This is a genomic window from Pseudomonas sp. AC463 (assembly GCF_979253585.1).
On sequence record NZ_CEEDDZ010000007.1, the window covers coordinates 48,818 to 62,572 of the forward strand.

The window sequence follows — 13,755 nt, forward strand, 5'->3', positions numbered from 1 at the left end:
TCGGGCATGAGTGAAAAAGCAATCCTGAGCTGCCGCAACCTGGGCAAATCCTACGAGGAAGGCCCGGAATCCGTGGTGGTGCTGTCCAACCTGCAACTTGAACTGCACCCTGGCGAACGCGTAGCCATCGTCGGCAGTTCCGGCTCCGGCAAAAGTACCTTGCTGAACCTGCTGGGCGGCCTCGACACGCCGTCCCAGGGCAGCGTATGGCTGGCCGGCGAAGAACTCTCGGCCCTCGGCGAAAAGGCCCGTGGCCAGTTGCGCAACCGTTCGTTGGGTTTTGTGTACCAGTTCCATCACCTGCTGCCGGAATTCACCGCGCTGGAAAACGTGTGCATGCCGCTGCTGATCGGCAAGACCGCGATCCCGGAAGCACGCCAGCGCGCCAAGGCCTTGCTGGAACGCGTCGGCCTCGGCCATCGCCTGGAGCACAAGCCGGCCGAGCTGTCCGGCGGCGAGCGCCAGCGTGTGGCGATTGCCCGTGCCCTGGTGAACAACCCGGGCCTGGTGATGCTCGACGAGCCGACCGGCAACCTCGACTCCCACACCGCCCAGGGCATCAAGGACTTGATGCTGGAACTGAGCACCCAGATGCGCACCGCGTTCCTGGTAGTGACCCATGACATGAGCATGGCCCGCCAGATGGACCGCGTGTTGCACCTGCAGGAAGGTCATCTGGTCGCCATCTGACCCGTTTCAAGCCCGGCGCCTGGCGTCGGGCTTTTTAATTTTTTCAACGGTGCCCGCGAATGTTCAGACCGTTATCGATTTTCATCGGCACGCGCTATACCCGCGCCAAGCGCCGCAACCGTTTTGTTTCGTTTATCTCGATGACCTCGATGATCGGCCTCGCCCTGGGCGTGCTGGCGATGATCGTGGTGTTGTCGGTGATGAACGGCTTCCAGCGCGAAATGAGCTCGCGCATCCTCGGCATGGTGCCCCACGCCACCATCGTCGGCGTCAACCCGATTGATGATTGGCAGCCAGTGGCTGCGGCGGCGATGAAGAACCCGGAAGTCACCGCCGCCGTACCGTTCACGCAGATGGATGGCATGTTTTCCTACAAGGGCGCGATGCAGCCGATCGAGATCAGCGGCGTCGACCCGGCCCAGGAAGGTAAGGTGTCGATCGTGGCCCAGCACATCGTGCGCGGCAAACTGGATGACTTGAAACCGGGTGAATTCGGCGTGGTGGTGGGGGATATCACTGCGCGGCGTTTCCGCCTGAATGTGGGCGACAAGCTCACCCTGATCGTCCCGGAAATCAGCACCGCGCCGGGTGGAATCACCCCGCGCATGCAGCGTTTGAACGTGGTCGGTATTTTCAAGGTCGGCGCCGAGCTGGATGGCTCCATGGCCCTGATCCACATGGCTGACGCCGCCGAGATCCAGCATTGGCAGCCGAACCAGGTGCAAAGCGTGCGCCTGGCGGTGAAGGACTTGTACGCGGCGCCCAAGGTGTCGACCGACATCGCCGGCAGCCTGGGCACGGCCTACAAGGCTGACGACTGGACCCACACCCAAGGCAGTCTGTTCAGCGCGATGAAGATGGAAAAGACCATGATCGGCTTGTTGCTGCTGATGATTGTCGCCGTGGCGGCGTTCAACATCATCGCCACATTGATCATGGTGGTGAACGACAAGGGTGCGGACATTGCGATTTTGCGCACCATCGGCGCCACGCCCCGGCAGATCATGGCGATCTTCATGGTGCAGGGCACGGTGATCGGCATCGTTGGCACCTTGATCGGCGGCGTGCTCGGCGTGATTGCGGCGCTGAACGTGAGTGAGCTGGTGGGCTGGCTGGAGCGGGTGACCGGGCAGCATATCTTCAGTTCGGATGTGTATTTCGTCAGCAACCTGCCTTCGGAACTGCAAGGTGGGGATGTGCTGCTGATTTGCACGGCGGGGTTTGTGTTGAGCTTTTTGGCGACGCTGTATCCGGCGTATCGGGCGGCGAAGATTGAGCCGGCGCATGCGCTGAGGTATTCGTAAGGCTTTAGACCGCTATCGGGGGCAAGCCCCCTCCCACATTTTGACCGTATTCCAAAGGATGTACTCGGTCGAATGTGGGAGGGGGCTTGCCCCCGATGGGGCCGGCCCAGTCAGCATCAATCCCCCATTGGCAACTCAATCACAAACCGCGTCCACCCCGCCCCAGACTCACAAAAAATCCTCCCCCCATGCGCCCGCACAATCGACTGGGTAATCGCCAGCCCCAGCCCTGCATGCTCGCTGCTGCCTTCACGGCGCGCCGGGTCGGCGCGGTAGAAGCGGTCAAACAGCCTCGGTAGTACGCTCGCCGGAATGCCTTCTCCGGTGTTTTCAACCGTGAGTGTCACGCCATCCCCCATTCGCACCCGCACTGCGCCGCCCGCTGGCGTAAACCGCAACGCGTTATCCAACAGGTTCGACAGCGCCCGACGCAACATGCCGCGATCGCCCGACACATGGGCGGTGCCTTCGCGAACCAGGCTGACTTGAGCGTCCTCGGCCAGCAACGCAAAGAACTCCAGCAACGCATCCACTTCATCAGCCAGCGCCAAAGGCTCGCGCTTGGGCATGAGCAAACCATGATCGGCCTTGGCCAGGTACAACATATCGTTGACCAACTGCGCCATCCATTGCAGTTCTTCGAGATTGCTGTGCAGCGCCTCGCGGTATTCCTCCAGCGGGCGCGGCTGGGTGAGGATCACTTGAGTCTGGGTCAGCAGGTTGGACAGCGGCGTGCGCAGTTCATGGGCAATATCGGCGGAGAACGCCGACAGGCGCTGGAAGGCGTCGTCCAGCCGGCCGAGCATGGCGTTGAAGGCCTGGGCCAGTTCTGCCAGTTCGGCCGGCATCTGTTGCTGGGGCAGGCGCTGGGTCAGGGAATGGGCCGAGACGCCGGCAGCCACTTCGCCCATGCGCCGCAGCGGCCGCAGCCCACTGCGCGCAGCCCAGGCGCCCAGCAGCGCGGTGGCCAGGGCCGAGAGGCCGACCGTAAGCCAGATCAAGTGCTGCATGCGCTGCAGGAAGTGCTGGTGGTGGGTGATGTCCAGCATCAGGCTCAGTTGCGGCGAACCCGCTTGGCTGGCGACTAATGGCGCGTTGTACACGCGGTAATCGGTGCCGGCGTTTTGCAGGCTGTGCAGGCCGGGCGCTGTGGGTAGGCTGACGTTGGGCGCTGTGTCCAGCCAGCGCTCGCCGGCGGCGGTGATGCGCAGGGCGAGGTCGGGTTGGCGGTCGATTTCGGCGCGCAGTTGCGCTTCGCGCTGGGCGAAGGCCTGATGCGAGTCAACACCCTGCAAAGTACTGCGCAGCGCCATGAGTTTGTTGTCGAGCTGTTGCTGGTCCAGCTCGATAAAGTGCGCCTCGCTGGCCTGGTTGAACAGCACACCAGCGAGCAGCGAGACCACGGCGGTACAGGCGGCAAACAGCAGCGCAAGTCGGCTGGCCAGGGATAGGCGCTGGATCAATTGCAGCGCTCCTCCAACACATAACCCATGCCGCGCACGGTGTGGATCAGCTTGGTGGGGAAGTTGTCGTCGACTTTCAGGCGCAGGCGGCGGATCGCGACTTCGATGATGTTGGTGTCGCTGTCGAAATTCATGTCCCACACCTGGGAGGCGATCAGCGATTTGGGCAGCACTTCGCCCTGGCGGCGCAGCAGCAGTTCCAGCAGGGAGAACTCCTTGGCGGTGAGGTCGAGGCGCTGGCCGTCGCGTTCGACGCGGCGGCGAATCAGGTCCAGGCGCAGGTCGGCCAGTTGCAGTGCGGTTTCCTGCGGCGTGCTGGTGCCACGGCGTAAGAGGCTGCGCACCCGGGCCAGCAGTTCGGAAAAGGCGAAGGGCTTGACCAGGTAGTCGTCGGCGCCCAGCTCAAGGCCATGCACGCGGTCTTCCACGGCGTCGCGGGCGGTCAGGAACAGCACCGGGATCTCCAGGCCAGCGTCGCGCACGGCTTGCAGAATCTGCCAGCCGTCGCGGCCGGGCAGCATCACATCGAGGATCAGCAGGTCATAGTCGCCGGTTAGCGCCAGGTGCTGGCCGCTGGTGCCGTCGGCCACCAATTCGGTGGTAAACCCCGCCTCGGCCAGGCCTTGGCGCAGGTAGTGACCGGTTTTGGGTTGGTCTTCGACGATCAGCAGTTTCATGGGCAACTCTTGGCAGCGGGTAACGATGGGCTTTATACCGTGGGTACGCGGCTTGGGGCGCAACCTGACAAAGTTGTAATCTAGCAGTCAGCTGGCTGGCAGCGGCGCCATCTTAGAGTGCTGCCCCAGCGTGTTACACATTTTTGGAGAAGAGCGATGGCGTTGCGTACACCCCTGTTGTTGGCGGGCTGCCTGCTGGCGTTGAGTTTCAATGCGTTGGCCGATTCGGCCCACACCTATGCATTCGGCCAGCCGGCTGCGGCGAGCAAGGCCACGCGTACCGTGGAAGTAACCTTGCAGGACATTTCCTTTTCGCCCAAGGCCATCGACGTTAAAGCCGGTGAGACGGTGCGCTTTGTACTGGTCAACAAAGGCCAACTGTTGCACGAATTCAACCTGGGCGACGCGGCGATGCATGCCGAACACCAGAAGGAAATGCTACAGATGCAGGCCAGCGGCACGCTCACCGCGACCGGCGTGGGCAAGATGGACCACAGCGCCATGGGGCATGGCGACATGGGCGGCATGAAGCATGACGATCCCAACAGCGTCCTGGTGGAGCCGGGCAAGACCGCCGAACTGACCTGGACCTTCACCAAGGCCACGGGGCTGGAGTTTGCCTGCAACCTGCCCGGGCATTACCAGGCGGGCATGGTCGGCAAGCTGACCGTTGAGTAAGGTGTTTTTTAAGAGCGGGAGCAAAGGCTGGTAGACTGGCGCGGTTTATTTAGCCAGGTTTCCGCCATGCATCCCGCAGCCGAACATTCGCCGCTGGGCAAGTCCAGTGAATACATCTCCACTTACACGCCATCGTTGCTGTTCCCGATTCCACGCGCCGCCAAGTGGGCCGAGCTGGGCCTGAGCGCCGAGACCCTGCCTTACAAGGGCGTGGATTTCTGGAACTGCTTCGAGTTGTCCTGGCTGCTGCCGTCGGGCAAGCCGGTGGTGGCCATCGGTGAATTCAGCATCCCGGCCGATTCGCCGAACATCATCGAATCCAAGTCGTTCAAGCTGTACCTCAACTCGCTGAACCAGACCGCGTTCGCCGATACCCCTAGCCTGGAAGCGACCCTGCGCACCGATCTCAGTGCGGCCGCCGGCAAGCCGGTGAGCGTGCGCATCCGCAGCCTGGCCGAGGTTGAGGCCGAAGGTGTGCTGGCGTTGCCGGGCGTGTGCATCGATGACCTGGATATCAGCGTCAGCAACTACGCGCATCCGCGCCCGGAGCTGCTGCGTTGCGACGCTTCACGCATCGTCGAGGAGAGCGTGCACAGCCATCTGCTCAAATCCAACTGCCCGGTCACCAGCCAGCCCGATTGGGGCAGCGTGGCGGTGGAATACCGCGGTTCGGCGCTGGACCATGCCAGTCTGCTGGAATACCTGGTGAGCTTTCGCCAGCATTCGGACTTCCATGAGCAGTGTGTGGAGCGCATCTTCCTGGACTTGCAGCGTTTGCTGAAGCCGGAGAAGTTGACGGTGTATGCGCGGTATGTGCGACGGGGTGGGTTGGATATCAACCCGTATCGCAGTACTGAGGATGTGGCGTTCCAGAATCTGCGTCTGGCTCGTCAGTAAACATCACCAAGAACCAAATGTGGGAGGGGGCTTGCCCCCGATAGCGGAGTGTCAGTCACAGTATGTGTGTCTGACCCACTGCCATCGGGGGCAAGCCCCCTCCCACATTTGGTTCTGGGTTCGGTCAGATGCCGATATTGCCCAAAGTGATCACAATATTGCGCAGCGTCCCGGCAATCCCCGGGTGATCCAACTCAAAGCCTTCCACCGCCCGGTTCACATCGTCGGCGATGCTTGGGGTTTGGGTGGCCGGTTCCAGTTCAAGTTGCACTTCGAATTTGGCAATCAACTCTTCCAGCGCTTCACGCTTTTCTTCCGGCAGCGGAGGTTGCTGTTCCAACTGCCCGCGCAGGATCTCGACCTGTTCTTCCAACTTTTTGCGATCAGGCATGACGTTCTTCCTTTTATCGATAGGCACTGGCATAGACCACGGCACGCCGAGAAAGGTCTACGGGCTGACCTGTAGATTAATCCACCGGCGCCGAGTGTGCATGATCTCGATCAGGGCTTCTCGCCTTTGAGCTGGCGCAGGCTGATGTCGGCCAGGCAGCTGCCGAGTTCGCCCAGGTGATCGATCACCGAGTGCACGCCCAGCCCGTACAGTGCCACCGTGGCCTTGCCGCGCTTGTATTCGCGCTCCTGTTCGCTCAGCGCTTGCCATTGCTCGGGGGCCAGGCCGCACAGCGAGCCGCAGGAGGCCAGGCCGATGGTCCACAACCCCGCATTTAGCCCTGATTGCAGCAAGCGTGGTTCGCCGCTGACCAGCACGCAGCCTTCCAGGCGTTCGATGTTCAGTTCCATCAAGGCTTGCCAGCAGGCGTGGGGCGCCGGCCAGCGGATCGAGGCGGGGGCGGCAGCCTTGAGCCAGTCGGGGAGTGCGGCGGCCAGCGGGGTGGTCACCGAGGCGGGGAGTTCATCCAGCCAGGCGCAGGGCACGCCCTGGTCCTTGAGGCTGCGCAGGATTTTCAGCGCGCCTGGCGTGGCCTGGGAGTCGGGGGAGGGAGTGTCGGTGCGGGCCCGGGAACCAAAGTCCACCAGGCAGCCACTCAGTCCGAACAGAACAGCAGTCAAGGCGGGCGCGCTGGCGTTGGCAATCTCGGCGTGGGGCATGTCGACTTCCCTGAAATAGCTTTGACGCTATCGGTGCGGGATGACAAATCGATGACAGGACTGTGAAAGCGGCGGTAATTGTAGGAATTTTGTATGTTTGGCGTATGACGTTTCTCGCATGCTGCCTAATTCCACACTTCCGTCATATACTGCCAACCTTATTCAGGGCATAGCGCCCATGACAGACCATTCAAGGAGCAAAAGCTATGCGCTGGAGCCATTACTTCGCTCAGCTGTCGGTGTGTGCCACCGTCCTGCTGGCCCCGTTCGCTGCCCAGGCTGCATCGGAAGATGACCCGTGGGAAAGCGTCAACCGTCCGATCTTCACCTTCAACGACACCGTTGATACCTACGCCCTCAAACCATTGGCCCAAGGCTATCAGTTCGTGACCCCGCAATTCGTGCAGGATGGCGTTCATAACTTCTTCCGCAACATCGGCGATGTCGGCAACTTGGCCAACAACGTGCTGCAGCTCAAGCCCCACAATGCCGGTGTCGACACCGCCCGTTTGCTGGTTAACACCACGTTCGGCGTGCTGGGCTTTATCGATGTCGGCACCAAAATGGGGCTGCAGCGCAGTGACGAAGACTTCGGTCAGACCCTTGGCTACTGGGGCGTCGGCAGTGGTCCATACGTGATGATTCCCCTGCTGGGCCCGAGCACGCTGCGTGATGCGCCGTCCAAATATGTGGACAGTTACACCCAGCCTTACCGCTATATGGATGATGTGTCCCTGCGCAACAGCGTGATGGGCCTTGGCATCGTCGACACCCGTGCCAGCCTGCTCGACAGCGAGAAGCTGATCACCGGTGACAAGTACACCTTTATCCGCAATGCCTACCTGCAGAACCGCGAGTTCAAGGTCAAGGATGGCAAGGTCGTCGACGACTTTTAAGCCGTGACACTTTGAAATGAAAAAAGGCGACCCTGACGGTCGCCTTTTTCATGCGCGGGTTTCAGCGCATTTTCAGGATCTTGAGGCCCAAGTGCTGGTCTGCACCGGTGGTCTTGGTCCAGATCACTTCGGTGTCCGCTTCCAGCCCCTTGAGGGCGGCGTGCTCCGAATCGATGCGCACGGTCAGTCGATCACCCACCTGGAACTGGCGCGGTGCCTGTACCTGCATCCCGGAGCTGGAAAGGTCCACGCACACCCCGGCAATCTCCTGGCCCGCGTGGATCAGCGACACATCGGCATCCACTCGCATGCGGATGAAATCGCGTTTTTCGGCGTAGTCGCGCTCGTGTTCGCTCATAGGTTCCATCCTTACTTTGTGTTGTGGTCGTGGCTGTTCTTATAACTCCCAGTGATTTGCGGTGTAAAGACGCCCGGCGACCATCGGCATGAGCTTGAAACCCCTGGCGGATGGGAGTACCGTCTGCGCCTTAGAAGGGCACCTCTGCTTTACCGTTGTGCGTGGGTAAAAACCCCGTGCTTTGTAGGACAGAGAGGCTAGAAAGCGAATCCAGTACGTGAGCCCGGCCATTGTCGAGCCACCTACGCCAACCTAATTCTGGCGCCGTTTGCCCACATGCAAAAAACCAGTGCCACGCTGCTGATAATCGATGACGACGAAGTAGTGCGCGCGAGCCTCGCGGCCTATTTGGAAGACAGTGGCTTCAGCGTCCTGCAGGCCAGCAATGGCCAACAGGGTCTCCAGGTGTTCGAGCGCGACCAGCCCGACCTCGTGATCTGCGACCTGCGCATGCCCCAGATGGGCGGCTTGGAACTGATTCGTCAGGTAACCGAGCGCGCGCCGCAGACGCCGGTGATTGTCGTGTCCGGTGCCGGTGTGATGAACGATGCCGTCGAGGCCCTGCGCCTGGGCGCCGCCGATTACCTGATCAAACCCCTGGAAGACCTGGCGGTGCTGGAGCACTCGGTGCGCCGTGCCCTGGATCGTGCACGCCTGCTGGTAGAAAATCAGCGTTACCGCGAAAAGCTCGAAACCGCCAACCGCGAACTCGAAGCCAGCCTGAACCTGCTCCAGGAAGACCAGAACGCTGGTCGCCAGGTGCAGATGAACATGCTGCCGGTCAGCCCGTGGAGCATCGCCGAGTTCAAGTTTGCGCACCAGATCATCCCGTCGTTGTACTTGTCGGGTGATTTTGTCGACTACTTCCGCGTTGATGAGCGGCGCGTCGCGTTCTACCTGGCCGATGTCTCCGGCCATGGCGCTTCCTCTGCTTTTGTCACCGTGTTGTTGAAGTTCATGACCACACGCCTGTTGTTCGAATCCAAACGCAATGGCACCTTGCCGGAGTTCACTCCCTCCGAGGTGCTGGGCCACATCAATCGAGGCCTGATCAGCTGCAAGCTGGGCAAGCACGTGACGATGGTCGGCGGCGTGATTGATGAAGAAACCGGTCTTTTGACCTACAGCATTGGCGGCCACCTGCCGATGCCGGTTTTGTACACTCCTGACAGTGTGCGCTACCTGGAGGGGCGTGGTCTGCCCGTGGGCTTGTTCAACGAAGCCACCTACGAAGACCACATTCTGGAGTTGCCACCGACCTTCAGCCTTACGCTGATGTCCGACGGCATCCTGGACCTTCTTCCAGAGCCTACACTCAAAGAGAAAGAAGCCGCCTTGCCTCAAAAGGTCAAGTCGGCGGGCGGCAGCCTGGATGGCCTGCGGCAGGTTTTTGGATTGGCCACGCTAGGGGAGATGCCGGATGATATCGCCCTATTGGTGTTGAGCAGGAATCTTTGATGAGTACCGGAAGAATCCAATTCGCCGAGCAAGACGGGACTTTTGTCCTGAAATTCGTCGGTGAAGTGCGCCTGACCTTGTGTTCGGCGCTGGATGCGACGATTGAGCGGATTTTCACGGCGTTGAATTTTTCGGCGATCGTGATCGATCTGACTGAAACCCGCAGCATCGATAGCACCACCCTTGGCCTGCTGGCCAAGTTGTCCATTCTGTCTCGGCAGAAGGTCGGCCTGTTGCCAACGGTCGTCACCACCCACGAAGACATCACCCGTCTGTTGCAATCCATGGGCTTCGACCAGGTGTTCAACATCGTTGACCGCCCGATCCCTTGCCCGGAATGCCTGACCGACCTGCCGTCCCAGGACCAGTCCGAGGAAGTGGTGCGGGTCAAGGTGCTGGAAGCGCACAAGATCCTGATGGGCTTGAACGAGTCCAATCGCGAAGCGTTCCACGACCTCGTCAACGCTCTGGAGCGCCACTGAGCTGTAGTTGAAATACCCTCCAAATGTGGGAGGGGGCTTGAGCTGTGACCTGCTTGAGACCAGCACATAAAAAAGGGCGGTACCCTCACAGGTACCGCCCTTTTTGCTGAGCCCGCTTTACAGCTTGGCAGTCAACAGCGCCTCCAGCTTCTCCTGGTCCCGAGCAAACTGACGAATACCCTCGGCCAGCTTCTCGGTGGCCATCGCATCTTCGTTGGATTCCCAGCGGAACTGCGCTTCACTCAAATGCACGCGGGCCTCACCGGCATGGCCTGGGGACAGCTTGCGCTCCAGCTTGCCGGTATCAGCGGCGAGTTTTTCCAGCAGGTCCGGGCTGATGGTCAGGCGATCGCAACCGGCCAGCTCTTCGATCTGACTGAGGTTACGGAAGCTCGCGCCCATCACCACGGTTTTGTAGCCATTGGCCTTGTAGTAGTTGTAGATGCGCGTTACGGACTGCACGCCCGGATCATCGGCGCCAGTGTAGTCGTTGCCGTTGGCCTTCTTGTACCAGTCGTAGATACGGCCCACGAACGGCGAGATCAGGAACACGCCGGCTTCTGCACAGGCCACGGCCTGGGCGAAGGAGAACAGCAGCGTCAGGTTGGTCTGGATGCCTTCTTTTTCCAGCTTCTCCGCGGCGCGGATGCCTTCCCAGGTGGCGGCGATCTTGATCAGCACGCGGTCGCGGCCAACGCCGGCTTTTTCGTACAGGTCGATCAGACGATGCGCGCGCTTGAGTACGGCGTCGGTGTCGAACGAAAGGCGGGCATCCACCTCGGTGGAGATGCGCCCTGGTACCACTTTCAGGATCTCTTGACCCACTGCCACCGCAAAACGGTCGCTGGCCAGGCCAACATCACCGTTGCAGTCCTGCACGCATTCTTCCAGCAGCTTGGCATAGCCCGGGATAGAGGCAGCCTTGAGCAGCAGGGAAGGGTTGGTGGTGGCGTCTTGCGGCTTGAGCTTGGCGAGGGTGGAAAAGTCGCCGGTATCCGCTACTACGGTGGTGAACTGCTTGAGTTGTTCCAGCTTGGAAGTCATGGGCGTGCTCTGTCCTATGGGTCTGATGACATTACCCGAGCGCCAGCAGGCGCTCAAGGGCGCAAATGCGTTCGATCGTTTGCGAGGGCAACTACCTGAAAACAGCCGTTTGAATCACCGGCCTTGGCGGTAAATAGGAGGGCAAAACGGCCGGCAGGTTCAACCCGAATGACAGTCAGCGCCCTTCCAGCAACGCCCCAGCCTGATCCAGCAATGCAAGTGGGTCTGTGGCCTTGTGAATATCCACCGACAACAACTGCCGAAACTTGCGTGCTCCCGGGAAGCCTGTGCCCAACCCCAGCACATGCCGCGTGATGTGATGCATCGAGCCGCCGCTGGCCAGATGCTCGGCAATATAAGGTCGCAACTGCGCCAGCGCCTCAGCCCGGGTGATCACCGGCTGCGAGGTGCCAAACAACTGCTGGTCCACTTCCGCCAGCAGATACAGATTGTGATAAGCCTCGCGGCCCAGCATCACGCCGTCAAACGCCTGCAAATGCGCATGGCACTGCTCCAGCGTCTTGATCCCGCCGTTGAGAATAATCTCCAGCTCGGCAAAATCCTGCTTCAACTGCGCTGCCACGTCATAACGCAACGGTGGAATGTCGCGATTCTCCTTGGGCGACAACCCCTCCAGAATCGCAATCCGCGCATGCACGGTAAAACTGGTGCAGCCCGCGTCCTTCACCGTCCCGACGAAATCACACAGCTCGGCATAACTGTCCCGGCCATTGATGCCGATACGATGCTTGACCGTCACCGGAATCGACACCGCATCGCGCATCGCCTTCACGCAATCGGCCACCAGCGCCGGGTGCGCCATCAGGATCGCGCCGATCATATTGTTCTGCACCCGATCGCTCGGGCAGCCGACGTTCAGGTTCACCTCGTCATACCCCGCCGCCTCGGCCATCCGCGCGCACGCGGCCAAATCTGCCGGCACACTACCACCCAACTGCAACGCAAGCGGGTGCTCGGCCTCGTTGTGGCGCAGGAAGCGGTCGTGGTCGCCATGGAGGATAGCGCCGGTGGTGACCATCTCGGTGTAGAGCAGGGCGTGTTTGGACAGCAGGCGTAGGAAGAACCGGCAGTGGCGGTCGGTCCAGTCCATCATAGGTGCAACGCTAAAGCGCCGAGACAGTGCGGGGCTTGATTCTGCTGGGCTAAAGCTCTGTTTATCTAGCATTTTACTCAACGTGTTCTGGGCGAGTTTTAGGGCGTTTTCAGGCGTTTTTTAAGGCTCGGTGGTACGATGTACCACTTCAAAACTGACGCGTACCACTTTCGATATGGCGACTATCAGGGCAAGAAAACTGGCGGATGGGACTGTGAGCTACACGGCTCAAATCCGCATCAAACGCGACGGAGTGCAAGTCTACCAAGAGAGCCAGACCTTCGCCCGGAAACAGGCTGCCCTGGCGTGGACGCGCAAGCGCGAATCGGAGTTGGACGAACCTGGTGCGATCGAGCGGGCCAGCCGGAAGGGCGTCACCGTCAAAGACATGATCGATCAGTACCTGTTGGAAGTGGGAAAGGCCCGGCCGTTGGGCAAAACCAAGAAGGCCACGCTCGAAGCCATCGGCAAGATGGACATCGGCCAACTGAGCGATACCAACGTCACCACCCAATGCCTGGTCGACTTTGCGCTGTTTCGGATGAGCAGCGAGGGCGGCGGTGTCCAGCCGCAAACCGCCGGCAACGACCTGGCGCACCTCGGTGCCGTCCTAGCGATCGCCAAAGACGCATGGGGTTACCAGGTCGACCCGCTCGCCATGGGCGGCGCCCGCCGAGTATTGCGCAAACTGGGCTACAACCTGAAAAGCCGCGAGCGTGACCGCCGGCCGACGTTGGACGAGCTGGCGAAGGTGCTGACGCACTATCAGGCCATGCAGGTGCGGCGCCCGAGCGTCATCAATATGCTCAAGGTCGTGGGCTTTGCCCTGTTCTCCACCCGTCGGCTGGATGAAATTACCCGCATCCGGTGGGCCGACGTCGACGTGCCAGGCCAGCGGGTGCTGGTGCGCGACATGAAAAACCCCGGCCAGAAGATCGGCAACGACGTGTGGTGCTACCTACCGGACGAGGCGTGGCAGATCCTCCAGACCATGCCGAGGGCCGGCGAAGACATCTTCCCCTACAGCCCTGAATCCATCTCCACGTCCTGGGCGAAAGCCTGCAAGTTCTTGACCATCGCGGACCTGCACTTCCACGACCTTCGCCATGAAGGCGTCAGCCGCCTGTTTGAGATGGATTGGGACATCCCGCGAGTGGCGAGTGTGTCCGGCCACCGAGATTGGAATTCTATGCGGCGGTACACCCACCTGCGTGGCAAGGGTGACCGTTATGTGGGTTGGGAATGGCACGAAAAGATACTGAGGGCGCCCGTCCAACTGGGCGCCGCATCAGAGAAGTGGCTCAAACGGCGTGTTTTATCCCGTTGAGCTGGTTGTGTTCCTTCACAGCGGCGGCGCGCTGCAAGTCGAGGTAGGCAGCGAGGTCGGTGAGGTGGATGCCTTTGGCCGATTTCTGGCTCGGTTCCAGGCGTGTAATGGGCAACTTGATCTGACCGCTCATCACCTTGCGCTGGAACATGTCCGGCGTCAGGTGCGTGAAGTAATCTCGGCAAACCAGCTCCAGCGAGATAATCGCCTGGCCGTCGTATTGGGCCATGAGAATTAAGGCTGTGTTCATGGTGATC

General features: G+C 60.8%; 16 protein-coding genes. 8 read left to right on the plus strand and 8 right to left on the minus strand.

All coding sequences use genetic code 11. From position 1 onward, the window contains the following. Positions 1–6 precede the first annotated feature (6 nt). Both lolD and AC0IYH_RS10425 read left to right on the plus strand, forming a co-directional pair. The gene (lolD, locus tag AC0IYH_RS10420; protein WP_017477213.1) at positions 7–690 is read left to right on the plus strand and encodes a lipoprotein-releasing ABC transporter ATP-binding protein LolD; all 684 of its coding nucleotides are present in this window, start codon (positions 7–9) and stop codon (positions 688–690) included. A gap of 59 nt (positions 691–749) precedes the next feature. After that, the gene (locus AC0IYH_RS10425; RefSeq protein ID WP_116629500.1) at positions 750–1,994 is read left to right on the plus strand and encodes a lipoprotein-releasing ABC transporter permease subunit; all 1,245 of its coding nucleotides are present in this window, start codon (positions 750–752) and stop codon (positions 1,992–1,994) included. A gap of 116 nt (positions 1,995–2,110) precedes the next feature. Here AC0IYH_RS10425 and AC0IYH_RS10430 read toward each other — a convergent pair whose 3' ends face one another. Together AC0IYH_RS10430 and AC0IYH_RS10435 are read right to left on the minus strand one after the other, a co-directional pair. Continuing rightward, complete coding sequence (locus AC0IYH_RS10430) at positions 2,111–3,457, minus strand: heavy metal sensor histidine kinase (RefSeq protein ID WP_471834183.1); 1,347 nt, start codon at positions 3,455–3,457, stop codon at positions 2,111–2,113. Next, on the minus strand, positions 3,454–4,134 hold the full coding sequence (locus tag AC0IYH_RS10435) for a heavy metal response regulator transcription factor (protein ID WP_116629502.1): 681 nt from the start codon (positions 4,132–4,134) through the stop codon (positions 3,454–3,456). The genes AC0IYH_RS10430 and AC0IYH_RS10435 overlap by 4 nt, the downstream gene beginning before the upstream one ends. Positions 4,135–4,290: 156 nt before the next feature. Here AC0IYH_RS10435 and copI point away from each other — a divergent pair, with 156 nt between their 5' ends. Continuing rightward, complete coding sequence (gene copI / locus AC0IYH_RS10440; protein WP_471834185.1) at positions 4,291–4,812, plus strand: copper-resistant cuproprotein CopI; 522 nt, start codon at positions 4,291–4,293, stop codon at positions 4,810–4,812. Between the two features lie 66 nt (positions 4,813–4,878). Next, the gene (queF, locus tag AC0IYH_RS10445) at positions 4,879–5,709 is read left to right on the plus strand and encodes an NADPH-dependent 7-cyano-7-deazaguanine reductase QueF (RefSeq protein WP_116629504.1); all 831 of its coding nucleotides are present in this window, start codon (positions 4,879–4,881) and stop codon (positions 5,707–5,709) included. Between the two features lie 124 nt (positions 5,710–5,833). On the opposite strand, the gene AC0IYH_RS10450 is transcribed toward queF, so the two are convergent. Next, complete coding sequence (locus tag AC0IYH_RS10450) at positions 5,834–6,100, minus strand: DUF4404 family protein (RefSeq protein ID WP_101267746.1); 267 nt, start codon at positions 6,098–6,100, stop codon at positions 5,834–5,836. 110 nt (positions 6,101–6,210) lie between these two features. Then, positions 6,211–6,819: an HAD family phosphatase gene (locus tag AC0IYH_RS10455; RefSeq protein ID WP_471834188.1), complete on the minus strand. Its 609-nt coding sequence runs from the start codon at positions 6,817–6,819 to the stop codon at positions 6,211–6,213. Between the two features lie 206 nt (positions 6,820–7,025). On the opposite strand from AC0IYH_RS10455, the gene AC0IYH_RS10460 reads away from it, so the two are divergent. After that, a complete protein-coding gene (locus tag AC0IYH_RS10460; protein WP_116629506.1) occupies positions 7,026–7,715 on the plus strand; it encodes an MlaA family lipoprotein in 690 nt (229 codons plus the stop codon). 61 nt (positions 7,716–7,776) lie between these two features. Here the strand turns inward: AC0IYH_RS10460 and AC0IYH_RS10465 are convergent, their stop codons facing one another. After that, positions 7,777–8,073, minus strand: coding sequence for a PilZ domain-containing protein (locus tag AC0IYH_RS10465; RefSeq protein WP_122772997.1), 297 nt, complete (start codon positions 8,071–8,073; stop codon positions 7,777–7,779). A gap of 276 nt (positions 8,074–8,349) precedes the next feature. Between AC0IYH_RS10465 and rssB the strand changes: the two genes are divergently transcribed. Then, the gene (gene rssB / locus AC0IYH_RS10470) at positions 8,350–9,531 is read left to right on the plus strand and encodes a two-component system response regulator RssB (RefSeq protein ID WP_471834190.1); all 1,182 of its coding nucleotides are present in this window, start codon (positions 8,350–8,352) and stop codon (positions 9,529–9,531) included. Beyond that, positions 9,531–10,013 carry an anti-sigma factor antagonist RssC gene (rssC, locus tag AC0IYH_RS10475; protein WP_003172602.1) on the plus strand — a complete coding sequence of 161 codons (483 nt, stop codon included), beginning with the start codon at positions 9,531–9,533 and terminating at the stop codon, positions 10,011–10,013. Before rssB ends, rssC begins: the two co-directional genes overlap by 1 nt. Before the next feature lie 117 nt (positions 10,014–10,130). Here the strand turns inward: rssC and tal are convergent, their stop codons facing one another. Together tal and dusA are read right to left on the minus strand one after the other, a co-directional pair. Then, entirely contained in the window at positions 10,131–11,057 is a 927-nt protein-coding gene (tal, locus tag AC0IYH_RS10480; RefSeq protein WP_122772998.1) for a transaldolase, read from the minus strand. 175 nt (positions 11,058–11,232) lie between these two features. Beyond that, positions 11,233–12,243: a tRNA dihydrouridine(20/20a) synthase DusA gene (gene dusA, locus AC0IYH_RS10485; protein WP_471834192.1), complete on the minus strand. Its 1,011-nt coding sequence runs from the start codon at positions 12,241–12,243 to the stop codon at positions 11,233–11,235. Positions 12,244–12,346: 103 nt separating this feature from the next. Between dusA and AC0IYH_RS10490 the strand changes: the two genes are divergently transcribed. Beyond that, positions 12,347–13,498: a site-specific integrase gene (locus AC0IYH_RS10490; RefSeq protein WP_105522440.1), complete on the plus strand. Its 1,152-nt coding sequence runs from the start codon at positions 12,347–12,349 to the stop codon at positions 13,496–13,498. Here the strand turns inward: AC0IYH_RS10490 and AC0IYH_RS10495 are convergent. Further along, on the minus strand, positions 13,473–13,748 hold the full coding sequence (locus AC0IYH_RS10495; RefSeq protein ID WP_471834194.1) for a pyocin activator PrtN family protein: 276 nt from the start codon (positions 13,746–13,748) through the stop codon (positions 13,473–13,475). The genes AC0IYH_RS10490 and AC0IYH_RS10495 overlap by 26 nt on opposite strands. Between the last annotated feature and the right edge of the window lie 7 nt (positions 13,749–13,755).